Here is a 2373-nt window from a genome sequence, read left to right as displayed (position 1 = left end):
TGAACATGGCCCTGCCATGCCGGATCTCGGTCTACACCGAGGGCGGGCAGACACGCATCGGCATGATCCGGCCAGAACCCATGCTCGGCATGCTCTCGAAAGATCCCGCACTGGCCAAGGTCGCGGCCGAAGTCGAAGCCGCCACCATCCAGATGATCGACGAGGCGGCCTGATGAACTTCACGCGTTCGTTGTTGTTGGCCGCAGGCAGCCTCGGCTTGCTCGCAGGCTGTGGAAATTCCGCCCCGGAAAGCGTGGCGTCAACGGCAACGCCAACGTTCGCTACCGCCATCGCCGAAACGCAGGTCGTGCACAGCGAGCAGATCTGGGATGGTGTAGTCGAGGCAGTCAACCAGGCCACCGTCTCGGCGCAGACCAGCGGACGCGTGATCGAGCTGCCGTTCGACGTCAATGACACCGTGCCCGAAGGTGCCGTGATCGTGCGCTTCACCGACGTCGAACAGAAGTCGGCACGCAGCAGGGCGCAAGCGCAGATTGCCGCCGCACAGGCCAGCTACGACGAAGCCGAGGCGGCCTACAAGCGAATCTCCGATATCTATGAACGCAAGCTCGTGGCCAGGGCCCAGCTTGACCAGGAACGCGCGCGACGTGATTCCGCAAAGGCGGCACTCGACTCCGCAAAGGCGCAATCGCGAGAGATCGGCCAGCAGATGGACTACACCGTCGTACGCGCGCCCTATTCCGGCATTGTTACCGAGCGCCATGTACAGATCGGTGAATCGGTGCAACTCGGTCAAGCCTTGATCTCGGGCGTGTCGCTGAAGGACTTGCGCGTCTCGGTACAGGTACCACAGAGCGCGATCGCAGCCATCCGCAGCATGCTGGCCGCCGACATTCTTCTCGACAACCCGGAACAGCCACGCGTGGCCGCGACCAGGGTCACCGTGTTTCCGTATGCCGATCCGGCCACGCACACGTTTACCGTGCGCCTCGAACTGCCCGGCGACGATACTGGGCTGTTTCCCGGCATGACGGTCAAGGCGGCGTTCGCCACCGGTGAAGTCAGGCGCCTGATGCTTCCGGTCAGCGCGCTGATCCAGCGCGGCGAACTGCAAGCCGTCTATGTGGTTGACGGCAATGCGGTTCAACTGCGTCAGATACGCAGCGGCCGACGCATCGGCGAGAGTGTGGAAATCCTTTCCGGCCTCGCCGACGGCGAACACTATGCGGTTGACCCGCAAGTCGCCGCGCAGTGGCTGGCTCGCCAGCATGCTGGAGACACGCAGTGAGCGAACCGAAGCTGGGCTTCTCCGGCCGCATCGCACGCGCGTTCCAGTCCTCGCCGTTGACGCCGGTGCTCGCGCTGGCGGCGATCCTGCTCGGCGTTGCCGCGACGATGATCACGCCGCGCGAGGAAGAGCCGCAGATCGACGTGACGATGGCGAACGTGATCGTGCCGTTTCCCGGCGCCGATGTGCGCGATGTCGAGAACCTCGTCGCCTATCCGCTGGAGCAGAAGCTGTCGGAGATCGATGGCGTCAAGCACGTCTATTCGATGAGCCGACCGGGTGTTGCCATCTTCACGGTCGAATACAAGGTGGGCGTACCACGGCAGACGGCGATCGTTCGCCTGTACAACCAGGTTTTCCAGAATCAGGATTTCGTGCCGGCCGGACTCGGCGTGGGCCAGCCGCTGATCCGGCCGATGGGTATTGATGACGTACCGGTCATGGCGGTCACCCTGTGGAGTGATGCACCTGCGCAGAATCCCACCACGCTGGCCGAAGTTGCCCATACGCTGGAAAGCGAACTCAAGCGCATTCCCGGCACACGCGATGTCTACACGATCGGCGCTCCCGAGCGCGCGGTCATGGTTGAACTCGATGCCCCAAAGCTCGCCGCCTATGGCCTTTCCATGCAGGAGCTGGCGAGCACGATCCGCGCTGCCAACACGGTCAGCCAAGCCGGCGACCGCGTTGTCGATGGCCACGCCGTGCCGGTAACAGCTGGCAGCTTCCTGGCCAGTGCGGCCGATGTTGCGGCCCTCGTCATCGGCCTCAACAAGGGTCAACCGGTTTTCCTTTCCGATGTCGCCAACATCCGTGCGGGAGCCGACCTGCCTGATACCTATGTCTGGTACGGCGCAGCTCCGGGCACGCCCGGTCCGGCCAGTGGCCACGCGCCAGCCGTCACCCTCGCGATTGCCAAGAAGCCCGGCAGCAATGCGGCCGACATCACCACCGCCGTCAGCGCGCGCCTGCAGGCCTTGAGTGGCGAAGTGATTCCTTCAGACGTGCAGTTCACGGTCACCCGCGACTACGGCCAGACCGCCAGCGACAAGGCCAACAAGCTGATCCAGAAGCTCATGTTCGCGACACTTTCGGTGATCCTGCTGGTGCTGCTCACGCTCGGC

3 protein-coding genes are annotated in these 2373 nt (G+C 63.9%); all 3 read left to right on the top strand.

Features of this window, described 5'->3' with window-relative positions:
- Positions 1 to 5: 5 nt before the first annotated feature.
- Entirely contained in the window at positions 6 to 173 is a 168-nt protein-coding gene (locus WBP53_RS05050) for a DUF302 domain-containing protein (protein WP_423926572.1), read from the top strand.
- A complete protein-coding gene (locus WBP53_RS05045; RefSeq protein ID WP_423926570.1) occupies positions 173 to 1249 on the top strand; it encodes an efflux RND transporter periplasmic adaptor subunit in 1077 nt (358 codons plus the stop codon). Before WBP53_RS05050 ends, WBP53_RS05045 begins: the two co-directional genes overlap by 1 nt.
- Positions 1246 to 2373: efflux RND transporter permease subunit (locus WBP53_RS05040; RefSeq protein ID WP_423926568.1), on the top strand; the 1128-nt coding region annotated here is incomplete at its 3' end. The genes WBP53_RS05045 and WBP53_RS05040, both read left to right, overlap by 4 nt.

Origin of the sequence: Dokdonella sp. (assembly GCF_049593775.1) — a bacterium.
In the GTDB taxonomy this organism is placed as follows: domain Bacteria; phylum Pseudomonadota; class Gammaproteobacteria; order Xanthomonadales; family Rhodanobacteraceae; genus Dokdonella.
This window is presented reverse-complemented; position numbering and strand designations above follow the sequence as displayed.

What these genes read in the sequence shown, in the direction of transcription:
- WBP53_RS05050 (WP_423926572.1), top strand. Translation starts at nt 6, where the DNA reads ATGGCCCTGCCATGCCGGATCTCGGTCTACACCGAGGGCGGGCAGACA.
- WBP53_RS05045 (WP_423926570.1), top strand. Translation starts at nt 173, where the DNA reads ATGAACTTCACGCGTTCGTTGTTGTTGGCCGCAGGCAGCCTCGGCTTG.